Here is a 19,088-nt window from a genome sequence, read left to right on the forward strand (position 1 = left end):
GTCCAACCCCTCATCCCACCCCTCCTGGCGCCGCCGTGCCGCTCGCGCCCCGTGCACTCATCTCGTACGGATGTACTGACCTGCCGACGGAGCAACGCCTAAGCAGCCCGCGTGCCAGAGGTCGCACGTGGCGTGTTTCTCCTTAAGAGCGCCCACGAATTTGCCGTCTCTGGCGCGCTGGATTCCCCGGCGGAACTGAAAAAATGCCCGGCTGGGGAAGTGCCGTTCCCAACGGGTGACTGTGAAAAGGACCGGGTTGCCCGTCCGGGTTCCTGTTCCTAGGTTTGCCCGCGCCAGGCTGTGGTGCGTGTGGAGGTGCGGCGTGTACTGGACGATGGGAATCATCCTGTTGGTGTTGTGGGGGCTGGGGCTGACCACCGGCTCCACCGAGGGTTACTGGGTCCACCTGCTGCTGCTGTTCGCGATGGTGGCGCTCTTGCTGGCGGTGGTGTCTCAGGGCCGCCGGGCGGCCTCGGCATGAGGCGCGGGGCGCCCGAGGTGACGGGGGTGGAGCTGCCCCGGGACTCCGTGGGCTTCACGCGCCGCGAGTGCCCGGAGTGTCAGCGGCCCTTCAAGACGCGTCCGGGGCCCATGGACTCGCGCGCGGTGCTGCACAAGCTCCTGGGCTTCTACCCCTTCGAGAATGCCCACGAGTGCGTGGAGGGCATTCCCGTCTGGGGCTGCCCGTACTGCGGCTACCGCGCGGAAGCGGACGCCTTTCTCACGCCCGCCCAGCAGGGGCACCTGGAGGCCGTGGCGCGCGGCTGGGCCAACCACGTGCGGTACGAGCAGCTGGCGCACGTGGCGCGCACGCTGTCCGTCAACCCCAGGCCGACGTTCGTTGCGGTGGAGCCGGAGGCCCTGCCGGGCCCCATGGAGCCAGAGCCGGACGAGCTGCTGCGCGTCATGCCCATGCTCTGTTGTGGCGAAGAGGTGAAGGTCATCTGGGAGTGGGACCAGGCACTCCACTGCTTCTCCTGCGGCGCGCGGCATGATCCGATGAGCGGCCGCCAGCAGGTGGAGCTGCGCTTCGTCTCGGAGTAGCGCCCGGGGTGGACGCGGGCGGGCGGTGACGGCAGGCTGGAGGGGACATGACGTGGGTCTCCCCCCGGGCCATGCTCGCGTGCCTGCTCTTGGCCGCGGGCGCCGCCGCCGCGCACGACGCCGACATCCTCTATATTGAAGCGCACCGCGCCCGGGCCGAGGCACCCGAGGTCCGTCAGATTCTGACGATGACGCCGGAGACGCTGGCCTTGCTCCTGGCCGACGCGGATGGGGGCTCGCTCCTCACGCGGCATGGACTGGACGCGCGGCGTGACGCCATCGCCACCGACATCTGGGATGCGATGCCGCTGGCTTCCGGAGGGTTGCCGTGCGTGCGGACCGCGCACGCCACGGCGCCGAGGCAGTCCTTCGTGGAACTGTCCGCCACCTTCACGTGCCCGCCGGGTGGAATGCGCCAGCGCTTCCGGGTGCTGACGCGGCTGCCGCCGGAGTACCGGGTGATTCTGGGCAGTGTGAGGGAAGGGGAGGTTCCTGGTGCCGTGTTCGCGGATGCCACGCGGCCGGAAGTGGACGTCCCGGAAGGCGGACGCGGCACGCCGCTGCTGAGCCGCTTCGCGGGCTGGGTGGGCCTGGGCGTGCGCCACATCTTCGAGGGTGTGGACCACCTGGCCTTCCTGCTGGCCGTGCTGCTGGTGGGGGGCGGCTGGAGGCGGGTGTTGCTGCTGGTGACGTCCTTCACGGTGGCGCACTCGCTCACGCTGGGGGCCGCCGCGCTGGGCTGGGTGGTGTTGGACGGAGTCCAGGCCCGGTGGGTGGAGGCCGCCATCGCCGCGTCCATCATCTATGTGGCGGTGGAGAACCTGGTGCTGCGCGAGCACCGGCACCGGGTGCTCGTCACCTTCCTCTTCGGGCTGATCCACGGCTTCGGCTTCGCGGGCGTGCTGGCCGGCTACGGCCTGGGCGAGTCCGTGGTGACGGCGCTGCTGGGCTTCAACGTCGGTGTGGAATTGGGCCAGGCGGTGGTGGTGGCGGTGCTGCTGCCCGTCCTCCGCATGGTCCAGCGCCGTCCGGCTTTGCACACGAGGGCCGTGAGGGGACTGTCCATCGGAATCCTCGCGGCTGGTGGGTACTGGATGGTTGAACGCGCCCTCGGTTGAATCCCGCGCTCGGCGTCCCTACGTTGGCGACTTGAAGGTAGGGAACAGGGGGACGTCAATGGGTGCGAGGCATACCCGGTTGGCTGCGGCGCTGGCCGCCGCGTGGGAGGCGGAGGTCGTCTCCGCCCGGCGGATGACGGCGCTGGCGGAGCGAATCGTGGATGCGAGGGTCCGGGCACGGCTGATGGTGTTGGCCGCGTTCTGCCGGGCTCACGCGTCGCGATTGCTCGCACGGCTGGCCGCGCTGGGCCGAGGTCCACTGCCGGTTCCTCCCGAGGACATCGAGCTGGATTCGGATACGTTGCTGGAACTGCGCCGCGAGGGGGCCTTCGCCCGTGCGTCGGCCGCCCGCTATGAGACGACCGCGGAGCTGGCCCGTCAGCAGGCGGACCTCTCCTCCGCGTGGGTCTGCGAGCTGAACCGCACCGAGGAGCAGGACCGCTCCCGGGAGCTGCTGTCCCTGGCCGAAGGGGCCCTGGGGCCCGTGGTCCACGCCGACGCGCCGGCCAGCGCCGCCCCGGGTGACTCATGAGGGAATGACATGGGTTTCTCGCTCTGCCGGTGACAGTTACCGTGCATTGGGCGTAGAAATCCGTTCATGGCGAAGGAGAGCTACAACGACCTCATCTTCCAGCTGGGCGACCTGGCTCGGGACAGGTTGCCGGGCAAGCCCACCTGTCCCCGTTCCATGGACCGCGTCTACCGCGCCGAAGAGGCGGTGGTGGCGCGCCGGGATGAACTGGCGGCGCTCGAGCAGGAGATGAATGACGAGGACGCGGCGTATTCGGACTTTCTCGCCGAGCAGGGGGAGGAGCGGGCGAAGCACGCCGTCATCGTCAAGAAGTGGAAGAAGGCGGTGGACGCCATCGACGGCAAGGTGAAGGAGCTGCGCAAGACGCTCGCGTCTCGCAAGGCCGAACAGCGCTACGCCGAGGATGGCCTGGTCAAGCTCGAGAAGAAGATCAGCGACATGGAGCTGACCGGCGAGCCGCCCGACAAGATCGAACTGGCCCGCGGCAACCTCAAGAAGAACCGGCTCCAGCAGATGCGGCTCGGTCGGCAACTGGAGGATCTGGAGTCCAACCTGGCCACCGCCCTCACGCCCTTGCCCGGTCAGCCCGGCGCGGCAGGCATCCTGGCGCACAAGCGCATGCTGGAGATGGAGGACGAGGCGGAGGAGCGCAAGCTCGACCACGAGCACCGCATGGCGGAGCTCGACCAGGCAATCGCCGCCAAGGAGGAACAGGTCCAGGCCTCGGAGGATTATCTGGATCAAGCACTGTTCCTCCTGGGCGAAGACGTGTATGCACAGCGCATCAACGATGCGCAGCTCGCACCGTTCTACCCGCGGTTGGATCGCGCGCAGTGAGAGAGGCACCCGCCCGTAGTGCTTGACGGCGGAGACCTGTCTGCTACATTGCGCCGCTTCCTGGCGACCGCGGGGACGCGTGCAGTCCAGGTCATTGAACTTATTGGGTTTTTCCGCGCCACCAGCGCGCTGGCAGTGAGGACGACGTGAAGGGTCTGATTGGCAAGAAGATCGGCATGACCCAGGTGTTCAACGATGAGGGCAACCTCGTCCCGGTCACGGTGATCGACGTGGGCACCTGCCAGGTCGTTGGCAAGCGCACCCCGGAGAAGGACAACTACTCCGCGGTGACCATCGGTTTTGGTGAGATCCGCGAGAAGATTCTCAACCTGGCCGAGCGCGGTTTCTTCAAGAAGGCCAACGCGCCTTACCGCCGCCACCTGAAGGAATTCCGCGTCACGCCGGAGGAGGCTGCCTCCTTCAACGTGGGCGACGCCGTCAAGGCGGACATGTTCGCCAAGGGCGAGCTGGTCGACGTGACCGGCATCACCAAGGGCCGCGGTTTCTCCGGCGTCATGCGCCGCTGGAACTTCAAGGGCTCGCAGACGAAGACGCACGGTACGCACGAGTACCAGCGTCACCCGGGCGCCATCGGTCAGCGTAAGACGCCGGGCCGCGTGTACCCGAACAAGAAGATGCCCGGTCACTACGGCGTGGATCAGGTCACCACCCAGAACCTGACCGTGGTGGACGTGGACGTGGAGAAGGGCCTGGTGCTCGTGAAGGGTGCCGTCGCCGGCCACAACAACGGCGTCGTCTACATCCGCCCCAGCATCAAGGCGGCCATGCGCGCGCAGCACAAGGCCGCGCGCGGCGCGTAGTTCGCTGCTGAGCGTTTGAACGCTCGAAGCGCCCCGCTTCCGGGCCCGATTCCTCGGGCATCCGGGCGGGGCGTTTGTCTTGCGGGGCAGGGTGCGTGCGGTTTCCGCGGGTGGGCAGGTGTCTGCCCCGCGTGACGACCCGCATGCCTGCTTCATCACGTCCCGTGCCGTGGGATGCCCCGGAAACGTTGACCGGTGGGCGCCCGGTGGGAACGACCGTGAAAAGAATTCCGACTCCAGGCCACCTCGGCTTGTCGGTCGTGGAAGCCGTGCGCACATCCAGGCCCCACGAAGGAGTCTGAGCGTCGGGTGACGCGGACTCCGTGGCTCGGGGAGTTCATTGCACTCCCGCTCATGGCGGCCCATCCCACGGGCCGGGCAGGATTATGATCGCACGCACGCTCTGCGTCTTTGCTTCGTTGGCCGTCTCTCTGGCGGCGCCGGTTGCCGCGGCACAGGACGACGAGAACGTCCTGGACAAGGTCGTCGTCCGCAACCGGCTGTACGAACCGGGCGGCAAGTTGGAGATGTCCTTCGGGGTCGGTCTGCCGCTGCAGACACACCTGACGGCGCACTACGTCTTCAACGCCGGGGTGGCCTACAACCTCTTCAACAGCTTCGCGGTGGAGGCTCGGGCCGGCTACGCGGCCAGCCGTCATACGGGCCTGGCGCGTTCCATCTCCGAGAGCTTCCTCAACCGCGAGGACAAGCGCGTCACCGACGAGCTGGAAGACCTCTGGCAGATGAACCTGCACGGGGTGGCAGGTGTCCGCTGGGCGCCCATCTACGGGAAGCTCAGCCTGCTGTCGGACCTGCCGGTCCACTTCCAGGCCTACGTCTGGGCGGGCGGGGGCCTCGCCTCGTTCAAGCGCAACTCCGTGATCCAGTGCACGCAGGTGGTGAACCGCGAGCTGGGCATCTGCGACAACCGCACGTCGGTGGATGACCGCGGGTCGGCCACCCAGAACTTCTGGGTGAATGAGTCGCGGGTCGCCCCGGTGGTGTCGGCGGCGGTGGGCTTCCGCTTCTTCATCCTGGACAAGCACGGCGTGCGCCTGGAGCTGCGCGACTGGGCCTTCCGGGACAACTACCGCGTCAACCTGGAGCGCGATGCGTGGGAGGCGGGGCAGGCGACGGGGGAGCCCGCGCGCAGCCCTGGCCTCACGCACCTGGTGCAGTTCGACCTTGGCTACACCTTCTCCTTCTAGGTCCACCTGACTATGCGACCGTTCCTGTCCCTCGCGCTCCTTGTCGCCACGGCCACGCAGGCCGCGCCACGCGTCCCGGCTCCGGCCTTCGCGCTGGCGCAGGTCCAGCAAGTGCCCGCGCCCGGTGCTGAGACGTCCGTGCCGCCACCGTCCACGCAGTCCCAGTCGCTTCCGGAGGCCCCTGTCGGGCCCGCGTCCCGGCCCGAGCCGCTGGTGCCCGCGGAAGCCACGGAAGCGTTCGCGCCGCCCGCGGGTGTCCGCCCCAACGCGGCCCCGGCGCAGGGCTCCGACGAGGTGCCCGCGAGCGAGCCTTCCCGTGTTGACGACACCGCGCCGGTGCCCTCCGCCGAGCCCGCGCCCACCGTGGGGACGGACCCCGCTCCCGCGACGACGGGCATGGCCGGGCAGGAGGCGCCGCCGGTTCCCGATGATGCACCGATGCTGGCGTCCGACCTGGGCTCCGATGCGCCGCGCACCACGGATGCGCAGCAGCAGCGGCTGGTGAACGGAGCGCCGCTCTACAACCCCAACGTGTCGGTGCACATCGTCCAGAAGAAGCGCTTCGCGGACGAGGGCCGTCACGAGCTGACGGTGTACCCGGCCACGGTGCAGGTGAACGGGAAGTACACCGACCACGCGGGCACGGCGGCGCACTACACCTATCACCTGCAGGAGAACTTCGCCCTCCAGGTGATGGGCCAGTACAACTGGTACTCGAACGAGAGCGCCTTCAACCTGGAGCTCATCGACAAGGTCCGTGAGCAGGCGCAGGCGGCCTCGTCGCTGCTCCTGGTGTGGGGCGCCCACGCGGGCGTGGAGGTGACGCCGCTCTACGGCAAGTTCGCCTTCCTCAACAACTCGCTCGCGCAGTTCAGCGTGGTGCTCAGTGGCGGCGCGGGCGTCGGCTCCACGCGCCACCTCATCCGCCCCGCGGTGACGAACGATGTGGAGGGCGAGTCGTTCCGGGTGCCCGCGCGCTTCGGTGACACGGGCACCAAGTTCATGGGCTCGGTGGGGGGCGGCTTCCGGCTCCAGTTCGGCGAGTCGTACGCGCTGCGCGTGGAGGTGCGGGACCTCATCTACACCGCGCGCGTGGACCGGGTGGACGGCTGCAACCTGGCGGACTTCGAGGCGCTCGAAGCGGCGCGTTCCACCAACCAGGACTTCGCCTCGCTGAACCTGAGCGGCAGCTGCCGCTACGAGAAGTTCGACGGCATCGACCCGAAGACGAAGAAGAACTACCGCGAGGACATCATCCTGGGCCGAGACCTGGTGGTCGAGCCGTCCTCGGACGTCCTCAACAACGTGAGCTTCTACGCCGGCTTCTCTGTCCTCTTCTGATGCGCAGGAAGGCCTGAACCGCCATGAAACGACTGCTCAGCCTCTTCGTCGCCCTGGCGCCGCTCGCGGTGTCCGCCCAGCCTGATTCGGGTGGCTACAACCGCGCGCTGGCCGCCTTCAACGCCGGTGACATGGACACCGCCGCACCCCTCTTCTTCGAACTCGCGGAGAGCGCCTCCGACGCGGAGGTGAAGGGCAAGGCGGAGTACTTCCTCGGACAGTCCTTGGCCCAGAAGGGCCTGCCCGTGGCCGCCTTCATCACCTATGCGGCCATCGTCAATGCCGGACCCTCGCACCCCTCGTATCTCAAGGCGGTGGAGGGACTGGTGGACATGCAGCAGCAACTGGATGAGCACAACCTCATCCCCAGCATCCTCAACCAGGCCTACACCGACGAGGTGCGCGACCGCTGGGTGACGCTGCCCAAGGAGGTGCTCGCGCGCATCAACTACCTGGTGGGCACGGTGAGCCAGCGCAAGAGCCGCTTCGAGGAAGCGCGCTCGCTGCTGGAGGCGGTCCCCCAGGACAGTCGCGTGTACGCGAAGTCCCGCTACCTGCTCGGCGTGGTGCTGGCGGACCCGCGCTTCCCGGGCCGTCCCAGCGAGGCCTCCGTGTTGGACAAGGACGCGCTGGCCGCCTTCAACGCGGTACTGGCCGCGAAGGAGGGGCAGTTGGACTTGCGCGCCACGCAGCACCTGGCGCTCATCGCCCTGGGCCGGCTCCACTACCGCCGCGGTGAGTACACCGACGCCAGCGCCGCTTATGAGCGAGTGCCGCGCTACTCGCGCTACTGGGACCAGGCCCTCTTCGAGAACGGCTTCGCGCGCTTTCAGAACGAGGACTTCGGCGGGGCGCTCGGCAGCCTCCAGGCGCTGCATGCGCCGCAGTTCGCCGGGGCCTTCCAGCCCGAGTCGTGGATTCTCAAGGCGACCGTCTATTACTACTCGTGCCTCTACGACGAGGTGAAGACGACGCTGGCGGCCTTCGACGAAATCTACGCTCCCATGGAGCGGCAACTGGAGCCCTTCACCGGGGAGGACGTGCCGCTGGTGCAGTCCTTCAACCTGGTCGCGGCGGAGAACCGCCGGTTGCCGCGCCCGGTATACCTGTGGCTTCGCAACAACGAGCGCATCCGCGAGGTGATGCGGATGCTGGAGCGCGTGGACGATGAGAAGCGTGCGCTGACGAACGGACGCTGGCGCGGTACGCCGCTGGCGGCGCAGTCCACCGCGTCGCTCGAGGAGGTTCGCGGGACGCTGCTGCAGGTGGGCGGAACGCTGGCGCAGAGCCGCATTCGTGAGGCAGCGGACAACCTGCGGACCTTCTCCGACCAGGCGGAAATCATCCGCGTGCAGACGGCCTTGGATGAGAAGGACTTGTTGCAGGCCGGCGTTGACCAGAAGGCGCTGCTGACGCGGCAGTCGCTGTATCGCCCGAAGATGCCGAGCGCGGCCTGGAACTACTGGAAGTTCCAGGGCGAGTTCTGGATCGACGAGATTGGTTATTACCAATACACGCTGAAACGTGGCTGCCCGGCGAAGACCGCTGAACAGCAGCCGTAGGTTCACGAGCGACGCTGTCACGCATGCACGTACCTTGAGGGGCCGGCTCCACGCGACACCGCGTGGAAGCGGCCCCTCTGTCGTTGTTGACAGTGCGCAAGCACCGTTCCACCGCCACTTCTCAATCCAGAAATGCGCATCTACTTTCCGTCGTCCCTCGTCAGTGGGTGCTGGATTGCCCGCATGCCGGGTCGGCTTCACGGCAGGAGCTCGCATGAAGGTGGTTCTTCGTTTCGGTGCGCTGGCGGTGGGCGCGGTGCTCATCACTGGCGGGGTGGGAGAGGCGGCGGAAACGCAGGCCCGCAAGGGGGGGAAGAAGCCCGCTGCGGCGTCCGCGTCGAAGACCTCCGGTGCGTCCAGCAAGGCGGGCGGGAAAAAGAAGTCCGCGAAGGCCCAGGTCGACCGCAAGGCAGAGGAGAAGGCTCCGCCGCCGGGGGTTGCGCCGGAGGACGTGCGGCAGGGGCCGGCGCGCGTTCAGCCCGCGTCGGCGAAGTTCGCGGAGCTGCCCCGCATCCCGGACGCCAAGCGGGACGCGCTGGCGGACAAGAAGCGCGACGAGGCCATTGCCGCCTTCAAGCGCCTCATCCCCAAGCTGCGGGACGGCAATCCGCAGAAGGCGGAGATGCTCTACCGCCTGTCGGAGCTCTACTGGGAGAAGTCCAAGTACCTCTACCAGTTGGAGATGACGCGCTTCCTCGCGGCGGAGAAGGAATACGACGCGGCCGTGGCGCGCGGCGAGAAGGTGGAGCCGCCCAAGAAGAACCACGCGGACAGCGAGCGCTACCGCACCGAAACGATGGGCATCTACGAGGACATCCTCCGCGCGTACCCGGATTATCCCCAGCGCGACGAGGTCCTCTTCTCCATGGGGTACAACTACTACGAGCTGGGACGCCGCGAGGACGCGGTGGCCCGCTACGAGGAGTTGATCCGCGACTTCCCGAAGTCGCAGTTCGTGCCGGACGCGTACATCCAGCTCGGCAACCACTACTTCGAGAACAACAAGCTCATCCCCGCCAAGGAGAACTATGAGAAGGCGCGGGACTCGGGCGTGCCGAAAATCTACGGCTACGCCGTCTACAAGCTGTCCTGGTGCGACTACAACACCGGCGACTACGAGCTGGGGCTGAAGAAGCTCCACGAGGTGGTGGACTACGCCGCGAAGAGCCCTGAGTTGGGTGACCTGCGCACCGAGGCGCTCAACGACCTGACCGTCTTCTACGTCCAGTTGGACCAGCCGAAGGAAGCCATCGCCTACTTCAAGGAGAAGGCGCCGGCGCAGCGCGTGGGCCGCCTGCTGGCCAAGACGGCCGCGGGCCTGGTGGACGCGGGCCACTTCGACAGCGCCATCCTCGCGTACCGCACGCTCGTGGACGACGAGCCCATGGGCGCCAACGCGCCGGAGTACCAGCAGGCCATCGTCCGCGCCCACGAGGGGCTCCGCCAGCGCCAGTTGGTCCGCAAGGAAATGAAGCGGATGGTGGACCTCTACAGCCCTGGTGGCGGGTGGTGGAAGGCCAACGAGGGCAAGACGGCCGTCCTGCGAAACGCCTTCAACGTCACTGAAGAGGCCATGCGCGTCATGGTCACCGAGTACCACCAGGAGGCGCAGAAGACGCGCCAGGTGGAGACCTACCGGCTGGCGCGTGACATCTACAAGCAGTACGTGGACGCGTTCGCCTCCAACGCGAACCCGGACTTCGTGGCGGACTCCGCCTTCAACCTCCGCTTCTTCTACGCGGAGATCCTCTGGGCTTTGGAGGAGTGGGAAGCGGCCGCGGCCGAGTACGACGCGGTGGTGGCCTTCAAGATTCCGGACCGCGACACCGCGCGCGAGGTCTCCAACGAGGCGTACCGCAAGAGCGCCGGGTACAACGCCATCCTCGCCTACGACAAGCTGGTGAAGATCGAGCGAGGCCAGCTCGCCAAGAGCGACCTGCGCGACGGCCAGAAGGTCGACGAGAAGAAGGACAAGGGCGACGTCGCCAAGCAGAAGATCGTCAAGCGCGACGCGAAGGACCGCCAGGAAGAGGCGCTCACGAAGTTCGAGGACCGGCTGGTCGCCGCGTGTGACGTCTATGTGAAGCTGTATCCGAACACGCAGGACGAAATCGACCTGCGCTACCAGGCCGCCGTCATCCTCTATGACCGCAGCCACTTCGTGGACGCGGCCCGGCGCTTCGGCGAAATCATCGAGAAGTTCCCCGAGGAGCGCCGCTCGCGCGACGCGGCCGACCTCACCATGTACGTGCTGGAGAGCCGCGAGGAGTGGCTCGAGCTGAACACGCTGTCGAAGAAGTTCCTGGAGAACAAGAAGCTGGCCAAGCCCGGAACGGACTTCGCCGTGCGCGTCAGCCGCGTCGTCGAAGGCAGCCAGTACAAGTGGGTGGACGAGGTCGTCTACAAGAAGGAGAAGAACCCGAAGAAGGCCGCCGAGGAGTTCCTCCGCTTCGTGTCCGACTTCCCCAAGTCAGAGAACGCGGACCGTGCGCTCACTTACGCGATGGTCATCGCGCAGGAGGCGGGCGAAATCGACAAGGGCCTGGCCGCGGGTGAGCGCTTCCTCAAGGAGTACCCGCGCAGCCCCTTCGAGCTGAAGGCGCGTTACTCGCTGGCGGGCCTCTACGAGAAGGTCGCTGAGTACCGGAAGGCCGCCGTCATGGCGGAGTCCCTCGTCGCCAGCTACGACGCCGCGATGAAGGCGGACGATGCCAACGGCAAGCGCAAGGCGACCAAGGCGGCCGCCAAGGTGAGCGTCGCGCCGGGCGCCGAGGACGCGGAGTCCAAGCGCGAGCGGGTGGCCGCCGAGCGCAAGGCGCTGCTGGAAGAGGCCGGCGGCTGGATGGCGGATGCGCAGTTCAATGCGGGCGTCTGGTGGGAAGGCGCGGGTGAGCCGCAGAAGGCGGTGGCTGCCTACAACACGTACGTCTCCCGCTTCAAGGACCGCAAGGACGTGCCGCAGGTGGCCTTCGCGGCGGCGCTCGCGTGGGAGAAGGAGAAGAAGTGGAGCGAGGCGGCCCGGGCGTTCGGCGCCTTCGCGGAGACGTACGGCCGTGACTCGCGCTCCAGCTCGGCGCAGGTGTACCAGGCGCGCTACCACGAGCTGCTGGCGTACGAGCACCTGAGGAACGCACGCGAGCAGGAGCGCGTGCAGGGCGAGCTGGTGCGGGCGTGGAACCGGCTGCCGGAGAGTGCTCGCAAGGACGCGGCGGTGCTCAATGCTTACGGCCATGCGCGCTTCCTGTCGCTGGAGCCGGCGTGGAAGCGTTACGTGGGCATCCGCTTCTCGCGGGTGAGCACCATCCGCCGGGACCTGGCGGCGAAGCAGAAGGAGATTCAGCGGCTGGAGAAGGAGTACCTCGCCGTCCTGTCCACCGGCTCCGGTGATTGGGGCATCGCGGCGCTCACGCGCATCGGCCTGGCCTATGCCGACTTCGCGCGCAACATCATGGACTCGCCGGACCCGTCCGGGCTCGATGAGGAGCAGCTCGCCATGTACCGCAGCGAGCTGGAGAACCTGGCGTTGCCGCTGGAGGACAAAGCCGCCGAGGCCCTGGAGAAGGCCCTGGAGAAGGCCTACGAGCTGGGCGTCTACAGCCCGTGGACCCTGGCCGCGCAGGACCAGGTGAACCGCCTGCGTCCGGGGGCCTACGCACAGGTGCGGCAGGTGGACTACCGCGGCAGCGACACACTCGTCCGCTCGGACCTGGTGCGCGTGCTGGAAGGCGCCACCGCGACGACGCCGGCCCCGGCGGACTCCTCGAAGCCCTCGGATGACGAGGCGCAGGCACCCACGGCGGCGCGCGGGGAGGTGCTGCGATGAAGCTGTTTCGCATCGATTCCTTTCAGGTTGGGGCGGGGAAGACGCAGATGACCTGGTTCCGTTCGCTCCTCGTCGGCTCGCTGGCCTTTACGGCGGCGTGCGCCTCGGGGCCTCAGAAGAAGCAGACCGCTGCGCCGGAGGTGACGCCGCCCGCGGCGCAACAGCCCGCGCCCGAGCAGAAGCCGGTGCCGCCTCCCGCGCAGAAGTCCGGCAGCGCGCAGTCCGCCTTCGCGGCGGCGCTCCAGTCCTATGAAGCGGGGGACCTGGACGGTGCGCGCAAGGGCTTCGAGGCGGTGGTGGATGAACTGCCGCAGAGCCTCAACGCGCAGTTCAACCTGGGCGTCATCGCGGAGCGCCAGGGCCGTCCGGATGACGCGCGCGTGGCCTACGAGAAGGTCCTCCTGTTGGACCCGGCGCACGTGCCCGCGGTGGTCAACCTGGGCGTCATGTATCGGGCGCAGGGGCGGCTGGACGAAGCCATCGCGTTGTTCCAGCGGGCGCTGAAGACGCCTGGTCGCGAGTACGACGCGTCGCTGCTCAACAGCCTGTCCATCACCTATCGCGTTGCCGGAAAGCTGGACGAGTCCGAGGCCGCCGCGCGCCGCGTGCTGGTGCGCAACAAGGACGACCCGGGGGCCTACAAGAACCTGGCGCACGTGGCCTACGCACGGGAGAAGTACCGGCTGGCGGAGCTGCTGGCCGGCACCGCGCGCAAGCACTCGGAGAACGACCCGGCGCTCTACAACCTGCTGGGCATGGTCTACCTGAAGCTGGACGACCGGGCGCGCGCGCTGGTGCAGTTCCAGAAGGCCATCTCCCTGGATGCGAAATTCACCCCGGGCTACCTCAACCTGGGCGCCCTGGCGCTGAGCTACCGCGACTACGTGGGCGCCGAGCGCTCCTTCGGAAAGGCCGTGGAGCTGGAGCCGGGCTCACCGGACGCGACGCTGTACCTGGCCTGGGCGCTGGACGGGCAGAAGGGGCGTGACCCGAAGAAGGGCCTGGCCGCGGGCGAGGCGTTCGAGAAGGTGCTGGCCACGCGCGCGGACCTGCCGGAGGCCGTGTGCGGCGCGGGCTGGGCGTATGCGTCGGACCGCGCGGGCTGGCAGAAGGCCATCGCGTTCCTCGACCGCTGCAAGGGCCTGGAGACGACGACCGACAATGACAAGCAGATGATCACCGCGAAGGTCCAGGGCCTGCAGAACATGCTCAAGGCCCCACCACCCGAGGCCGCGCCCGCCACCGCGGAAGGGGAAGGCGATGGCGCTCCGGCGGATGAGGCCATTGGCGGCGGTGGTGCGCAGCCCGCGGGGGGCGCCGAGGGCGTGGCGCCTGGACAGGGCTCGGATGTGGCGCCGGAAGGCGATGCCACGGGCGGCGCGGGCGCACATCCTGGGCAGGGCACTGATGCGATGCCCGCGGACGACGCGACCGGTGGCGTGGGCAGTGGGGCGCCGCTTGCTCCCGGTGGGAAAGGCACGCCCGCGGGCAAGTGAGGCGGCTTCGCTTGGGGAGCGCCGTGCGTCGTTTCCATCGGGGCCACCTGGCACCCGAGGCATCACCTCAGCAGGCAGGCTGGAGTTTTGACGAAGAGGGACGGAACTTTTTTCCTCTCTCCAGGCTTCAGTCCCCGGATGAGCAGGCGAGCTCCTCTGGATTCAAGGACTTGAGGTTGGATCGCGCTGTGCATTGGGAGGTTGAGCATGAGGCGACTGGTATCAGCGGTGGTGGTGCTGGGCCTGTGGGCGGCACCCTCGGTGGCGATGTCACAGGAGCCGAGAGACACGGTGAAGATCGTCCAGGAGGAGGACCGCACCGTCGTCCGGAAGAAGACGGTCATCGACTTCACGGATGTCGCGGTGGAAGGCGAGCTCACGAAGCCTGAGGGCTCGTACGTACTCCACCGGAAGAAGACGGACTTCCAGAGCCTCATCAAGGTCCGGGACAACTTCGATCCAGAGTTACAAAAGTCAGTCGACAACCTCTAGCGGCAGCGGGCGGCGGCAGTCGTTCTAAGGGCGGAATGGAAGAGGGAAAATCCTCATGGCGGCGGCGAAGAACAACGGCTTGACGCTTCGGATCACCGGGCCGGATGGCTCCACGGCGGAAGCCGTGTCGGAGGCCGAGAGCGTCATTGTGGGGTCGGGCGCTCAGGCGGCAGTGAAGATTCAGGACCCGCGGGTCTCGAATCTCCATGTGATGCTGAAGGTGGACAAGGATGGCTCGGTCACGGCCATCGACCTGGGCAGTGAGGGTGGCACGGAAGTGCGGGGACAGCGGCTCGTCCTCCCCACGGCGCTCAACCCCGGGGATGTGTTGATGGTGGGCGGCAGCCAGGTGGAGGTGCTCTTCGGAGCGACCCAGCCGGAGCGTCCGCTTCCCGCGGGTGCGCGGGTTGCGGGGCCGGTGTTCCAGGGGCCGGTGGCCACGCCACCGCCGCCGCGTGGCATGCAGATGCAGACGCAGACGCGCGCGGACCTGCCGAACCTGGTTCCCACGCCGCCGCCGCCCATGCGCCAGGTGTCCACGGCGCTGGGCAACCGCGTGGAGCGGGTGGCCTCTCCCGGTGTGATTCCGGTCGAGCCACCCCGGCAGGTGCCTCCAGGGCTCCAGCCTCGCACGACGCCCTCCTCGGCGCGGACGTCCACGCCGAATGTGGCGAACACGGCCACGCCGCGGCGGACGGTGGCGCCGCACCTCCAGGAGCCGCTGCCTCCCGAGGCCATGCCCACGCCCGAGGCGCGCGTCCTCCAGGTCGCGCTGCTGTGGGGCGACACCCTGCTGGAGGTCCAGCACTTCAAGGACGGCGTGCCCGTCACCATCGGCGAGGCGAAGCAGAACTTCTTCAACGTCTTCGCGCCGTCCGTGGGCAAGAGCCACGTGCTGGCCGTCAGCAAGAAGGATGTGTTGGAGGTGCGGGCTCCCGCGGGCTCGCGCGCCTTCGTCACCAACCAGGGCAACGTGCGCACCAAGGACGCGCTGCGGGCCGCGGGCGCGCTCTCCGGCCAGGCCGGCGACGACGCCGAGCAGCGCTTCACCCTGGGCCTGCACGACCGGGTGGAGGTGTCGCTGGGCACGGTGTCCTTCGTCGCGCGCTACGTGAAGCCGTCTCCGGTCATCACCGCCGCGTCGCTGAAGGACTCTGACTTCACGTTCTTCAAGATCACCAGCATCTGCATGCTGGCGGGCCTGGCGGTGGTGCTGACGATGGTGCTGACGCCGCGCCCGGAGCTGCCGCAGAGCGCGGACATCTTCGAGTCCCAGCAGCGCGTGGCGAAGTTCCTCATCGCCCCGGAGAAGAGGCTGGAGGCGAAGAAGCTCCAACTGTCCGCGCCGGAAGAGGGCGCCAAGGCGAAGGACGAGGAAGGCAAGTTCGGCAAGGAGGAGGCGAAGCAGCAGGAAGCGGCGCCTTCCAAGCCCGGCACGCCCGTGGTGGACAAGAGCAAGAAGGAGAAGGACCGTCAGGCGGTGGGCAAGGCCGGCCTGCTGGGCGCCTTCAAGGGCATGAAGGGTGGGGCATCGGACGTGTTCGGTCCCGGCGGCTTCGGCACCGGCATCAACGATGCGCTGGGCGGCCTCAAGGGCGGCGCGGCCATGGGTGACGCGCAGGGCGTGGGCGGCGTGGGCTCGCGTGGCACTGGCAAGGGCGGTGGTGGCACCGCGCTGGGCATCGGTGGTCTCGGGACGCAGGGCACCGGCCGTGGCACGGGCGGGTCGGGCGGCATCGACCTGGGCGGCCGTGGCAAGTCCATCACCAAGGTCATCCCCGGCAAGACGACGGTGGTGGGCGGCCTGGACAAGGACGTCATCGCCAAGGTCATCCGGCGGCACCAGGGGGAGATCAAGTACTGCTACGAGTCGGAGCTGAACAAGGATCCGAGCCTCGCCGGCAAGGTGGCGGTGTCCTTCGTCATCGACCCCGCGGGCGCGGTGTCCGACGCGAGTGTCTCCGAGACGACGCTGAACAACGCCGCGGCGGAGCGCTGCATGCTGTCGCGAATCCGCCGCTGGAAGTTCCCGGAGCCCAAGGGCGGCGGCGTGGTGTCGGTGACGTACCCCTGGCTCTTCGCGCCCGCTGGCGCGGGAGGGTGAGCGACGGTAGCGGCCCGTGAAGGACCCAAGTGGCGTGGGCGAAACGGTCCACGCCACTTTCGTTTTCCCCCACTGCCGGTTCCGGGGGGGCGTCATTAACGTCTGCGGCGCTCCCGCGTTGCGCTGGGAGGGCACGTCTGTCGGGAGGACCCGTGAAGAAGTCTCAGTTGATTGCCGCGCTCGCGCTGCTGTCGTCTCCGGTTCTTGCGGCCACACCGCCGGAAGGGGTGGCGTTCGAGCCGCGCCGTGGTTTCTTCACCGAGACGGACATCGGCGTGTTCTTCACCGTGGGCGGGGAGAACGTCTACTCCAACGCCCAGACGTACCTTCAGCTCGGGGTGGGGTACGACCTCACGGAGAAGCTGTCGCTGGGGGCGCACTTCGGGCTCGGCTCGTCCGCGCAGAACTGCTTCGCGGGCTACCTGCCCGGCACGGAGACGTGCGCGCTGTCGGACAACTTCACCATGGCCTTCTTCAACCTGTCGGCGGCCTACCACGTGCGCGTCATGGACCGGCTGTTCCTCACGCCCAAGGTCGTGGCGGGCTACACGCGGCTGGATCCAGCGCCCGTGGACCCCGACGAGGGCGACCCGGGACGCGCCGTCAACGCGCCCAACGCGGGCCTGGGCTTCGGCGTGGAGTACGCCACGGGCATGGACCACTTCTCCGTCGGCGCGGACCTGCTGGCCCGCTACATCATCGGGCCCAACATCACCTCCTTCGCCATCTTCCCGAAGGTGAAGTACACGTTCTGAAGCCCGCATACACGAAGGGCCCGCCCCCAACGCAGTGGGAACGGGCCCTGGGGATGCGGAGCGCCCCGTGAGCGCCCCAGCAGAGCGAAGGCCTACTCGCCTTCGGACGCGCGCTCCTCGCGCTTGCGGTCACGCTCGGCGCGGTAGCGCTCGCCCACCGCCAGCGCCTTCTTGCGCATGCGGATGGACTTGGGCGTCACCTCGACCAGCTCGTCGTCGGCGATCCACTCCAGCGCCTTCTCCAGGCTGATTTCCCGCGGAGTGGTGAGGATGACGTTCTCGTCGCGGCCGGCGGCGCGGATGTTGGTGAGCTTCTTCTCACGGCAGCAGTTCACGTTCAGCTCGGACGCGTGCGAGTGCTCGCCGATGATCATGCCCTCGTACACCGTGGTGCCGGCGCCGATGAAGAGCGAGCCACGCTCCTGGATGCTGAAGAGCGCGTAGGGCACGGTGTCGCCCAGGCGGTCGGAGACGATGGCGCCATTCTGGCGCTTGGGGATGTAGCCGAACCACGGCTCGTAGCCGTCGAACTGGCTGCTCATGATGCCCTCGCCACGGGTGATGGTGAGGAACTCCGAGCGGAAGCCGATGAGGCCACGCGCGGGGATGCGGAACTGGAGCCGGGTACGGCCCGAGCCCAGGGAGCCCATGTCCACCATGCGGCCCTTGCGGGGCCCCAGGCGCTCCGTCACCACGCCCACGCTGTTCTCCGGCACGTCGCAGAAGAGCAGCTCCATGGGCTCGTGGACCTGCCCGTCGATCTCCTTGGTGATCGGCTCCGGGTTGGAGGCCGTCAGCTCGTAGCCCTCGCGGCGCATGTTCTCGATGATGACGGCCAGGGCGAGCTCGCCACGGCCCACCACGCGGAACGCGTCCGGCGTGTCGGTGTCCTCCACGCGGACGCCCACGTTGCGGTAGGCCTCGCGGTAGAGGCGCTCACGCAGGTTGCGGGAGGTGACGAACTTGCCTTCCTTGCCCGCGAGCGGCCCGTCGTTGACCTTGAAGACCATCATCATCGTGGGCTCGTCCACGGCGATGCGGGGCAGGGCCACCGGCTTCTCGGCGTCGGCGATGGTGTCGCCGATGGAGATCTCCTCGATGCCGGCGATGGAGACGATTTCACCCGGACCCGCGTCCGGAATCTCCACGCGCTTCAGGCCGGAGAAGCCGTAGAGCTTGACGATTTTACCCGGCTGCACCTTGCCGCCCTCGCGGCAGACGGAGACAGGCATGTTGGCGGTGATGCGGCCGGACTGCACGCGGCCCACGGCCAGACGGCCGACGTAGTCGTCGTAGTCCAGGTTGGCGACCAGCAGCTGCAGCGACGGCTCGTCCGACTTCGGCGGAGGCGGGATGTGGTTGATGATGGCGTCGTACAGGGGCTCCAGCGTCTTGCCGGGGACCTCCAGCTGCGTGGACGCCTGACCCTGGCGGGCGATGGTGTAGAGGACGGGCATCTCCAACTGCTGCTCGTCCGCGCCCAGGTCGATGTAGAGCGAGTACACCAGGTCCAGCACGTCCTTCGCGCGGGCGTCCTGGCGGTCGATCTTGTTGATGACCAGCACCGTCTTCAGGCCCATGGCCAGGGCCTTGCTGAGCACGAAGCGCGTCTGGGGCAGGGGGCCTTCGGCGGCGTCCACCAGCAGGATGACGCCCTCAACGAGGCGCAGACCACGCTCCACCTCACCACCAAAGTCGGCGTGACCCGGGGTGTCGATGATGTTGATCTGCATTCCCTTGTAATTGACCGCGGTGTTCTTCGCGAGAATGGTGATGCCCTTCTCGCGCTCGAGGTCGTTCGAGTCCATCACCCGTTCGGCGACGTGCTCGTTGCTACGGAAAGTGCCCGCCTGGCGAAGCAGGTGATCGACGAGCGTGGTCTTGCCATGGTCGACGTGAGCGACAATGGCGACGTTACGAATATTTTCGCGAGGAATCATACGAACCGAACTGTG

At 67.9% G+C, this 19,088-nt stretch carries 15 protein-coding genes; 14 read left to right on the forward strand and 1 reads right to left on the reverse strand.

Annotated features, from left to right (window positions below):
- Nucleotides 1-322: 322 nt before the first annotated feature.
- From FMQ63_RS32465 to cglE, 14 genes are all read left to right on the forward strand, one after another.
- Complete coding sequence (locus FMQ63_RS32465) at nucleotides 323-481, forward strand: lmo0937 family membrane protein (protein ID WP_020478757.1); 159 nt, start codon at nucleotides 323-325, stop codon at nucleotides 479-481.
- Nucleotides 478-1,044 carry a hypothetical protein gene (locus FMQ63_RS32470; RefSeq protein WP_011553398.1) on the forward strand — a complete coding sequence of 189 codons (567 nt, stop codon included), beginning with the start codon at nucleotides 478-480 and terminating at the stop codon, nucleotides 1,042-1,044. Before FMQ63_RS32465 ends, FMQ63_RS32470 begins: the two co-directional genes overlap by 4 nt.
- Before the next feature lie 47 nt (nucleotides 1,045-1,091).
- A complete protein-coding gene (locus FMQ63_RS32475; protein ID WP_011553399.1) occupies nucleotides 1,092-2,162 on the forward strand; it encodes a HupE/UreJ family protein in 1,071 nt (356 codons plus the stop codon).
- A 58-nt stretch (nucleotides 2,163-2,220) separates the two neighbouring features.
- Nucleotides 2,221-2,694, forward strand: a complete 474-nt coding sequence (locus FMQ63_RS32480) for a hypothetical protein (protein WP_026114012.1) — start codon at nucleotides 2,221-2,223, stop codon at nucleotides 2,692-2,694.
- Nucleotides 2,695-2,760: 66 nt separating this feature from the next.
- Nucleotides 2,761-3,531 carry a hypothetical protein gene (locus tag FMQ63_RS32485; RefSeq protein WP_011553401.1) on the forward strand — a complete coding sequence of 257 codons (771 nt, stop codon included), beginning with the start codon at nucleotides 2,761-2,763 and terminating at the stop codon, nucleotides 3,529-3,531.
- 146 nt (nucleotides 3,532-3,677) lie between these two features.
- Nucleotides 3,678-4,352 (forward strand): 50S ribosomal protein L3, encoded by a 675-nt coding sequence (gene rplC / locus FMQ63_RS32490; RefSeq protein ID WP_011553403.1) that lies wholly within the window; start codon nucleotides 3,678-3,680, stop codon nucleotides 4,350-4,352.
- Between the two features lie 386 nt (nucleotides 4,353-4,738).
- On the forward strand, nucleotides 4,739-5,560 hold the full coding sequence (locus FMQ63_RS32495) for an outer membrane beta-barrel domain-containing protein (protein WP_026114011.1): 822 nt from the start codon (nucleotides 4,739-4,741) through the stop codon (nucleotides 5,558-5,560).
- A 12-nt stretch (nucleotides 5,561-5,572) separates the two neighbouring features.
- The gene (locus FMQ63_RS32500; RefSeq protein ID WP_011553405.1) at nucleotides 5,573-6,901 is read left to right on the forward strand and encodes an outer membrane beta-barrel domain-containing protein; all 1,329 of its coding nucleotides are present in this window, start codon (nucleotides 5,573-5,575) and stop codon (nucleotides 6,899-6,901) included.
- Nucleotides 6,902-6,924: 23 nt separating this feature from the next.
- Nucleotides 6,925-8,463 (forward strand): hypothetical protein, encoded by a 1,539-nt coding sequence (locus FMQ63_RS32505; RefSeq protein WP_011553406.1) that lies wholly within the window; start codon nucleotides 6,925-6,927, stop codon nucleotides 8,461-8,463.
- A gap of 214 nt (nucleotides 8,464-8,677) precedes the next feature.
- Nucleotides 8,678-12,286, forward strand: coding sequence for a tetratricopeptide repeat protein (locus FMQ63_RS32510; protein WP_043612382.1), 3,609 nt, complete (start codon nucleotides 8,678-8,680; stop codon nucleotides 12,284-12,286).
- Nucleotides 12,283-13,782, forward strand: a complete 1,500-nt coding sequence (locus FMQ63_RS32515) for a tetratricopeptide repeat protein (protein ID WP_011553408.1) — start codon at nucleotides 12,283-12,285, stop codon at nucleotides 13,780-13,782. Before FMQ63_RS32510 ends, FMQ63_RS32515 begins: the two co-directional genes overlap by 4 nt.
- Before the next feature lie 207 nt (nucleotides 13,783-13,989).
- A complete protein-coding gene (locus FMQ63_RS32520) occupies nucleotides 13,990-14,274 on the forward strand; it encodes a hypothetical protein (RefSeq protein ID WP_026114010.1) in 285 nt (94 codons plus the stop codon).
- 55 nt (nucleotides 14,275-14,329) lie between these two features.
- Nucleotides 14,330-16,378, forward strand: a complete 2,049-nt coding sequence (locus FMQ63_RS32525; protein ID WP_011553410.1) for a TonB family protein — start codon at nucleotides 14,330-14,332, stop codon at nucleotides 16,376-16,378.
- A 152-nt stretch (nucleotides 16,379-16,530) separates the two neighbouring features.
- Nucleotides 16,531-17,133, forward strand: a complete 603-nt coding sequence (gene cglE / locus FMQ63_RS32530) for an adventurous gliding motility protein CglE (protein WP_011553411.1) — start codon at nucleotides 16,531-16,533, stop codon at nucleotides 17,131-17,133.
- 92 nt (nucleotides 17,134-17,225) lie between these two features.
- Here cglE and typA read toward each other — a convergent pair whose 3' ends face one another.
- A complete protein-coding gene (gene typA, locus FMQ63_RS32535) occupies nucleotides 17,226-19,073 on the reverse strand; it encodes a translational GTPase TypA (RefSeq protein WP_011553412.1) in 1,848 nt (615 codons plus the stop codon).
- Between the last annotated feature and the right edge of the window lie 15 nt (nucleotides 19,074-19,088).

The organism is Myxococcus sp. CA005, from assembly GCF_006518205.1.
GTDB lineage: Bacteria > Myxococcota > Myxococcia > Myxococcales > Myxococcaceae > Myxococcus > Myxococcus xanthus.